The organism is Streptomyces sp. BE20, assembly GCF_036322525.1.
Lineage (GTDB): Bacteria > Actinomycetota > Actinomycetes > Streptomycetales > Streptomycetaceae > Kitasatospora.
Genome location: NZ_JAQYWW010000005.1, coordinates 1 through 396, shown reverse-complemented (window position 1 = coordinate 396; position 396 = coordinate 1). Strand labels below are relative to the sequence as shown.

Below are 396 nucleotides of genomic sequence, written 5' to 3'. Positions count from 1 at the left end.
CTTCGTGGTCGGCGGGGAGGCCCTGCCCGCCGACATGGACGAGCGCTCGTCCCCGGGCCGCACCGTGATGCAGCACTACCGCCCCACCCACACCCCCCCCGCCGCCACCCAGACCGACCCGCACACCCCCCCCCCCCCGGCCCCCCCCCCGCCCCCCCCGCCCCCGCCCCCCACGACCGGCTGACCCCCGCGTGAGCGGGGAAGTCCCTGTGTCAGTCGCGTTCAGGGGGGTGCTGGTCGGATGTCCCCCGCCTGCGCGGGGACGACCCTACGTTGGGCGGGAGAGCGGCGGGGAGGGAAAGCGGGTGCACGCCAGGGAAGTTCTCGGTGGTCGGCGGGGGCTTAATCAGGGGGGGGGGGGGGCGGGGGGGGGGGGGGGGGGGGCGGGGGGGGGGG

Annotated in this window: 1 protein-coding gene; it reads left to right on the top strand. The window is 79.3% G+C overall.

Translation table 11 applies throughout. The features are described from left to right. Nucleotides 1-184, top strand: a 184-nt coding sequence (locus PUR61_RS00015) for a hypothetical protein (RefSeq protein WP_329874297.1), incomplete at its 5' end; no start/stop codon positions are given. Between the last annotated feature and the right edge of the window lie 212 nt (nt 185-396).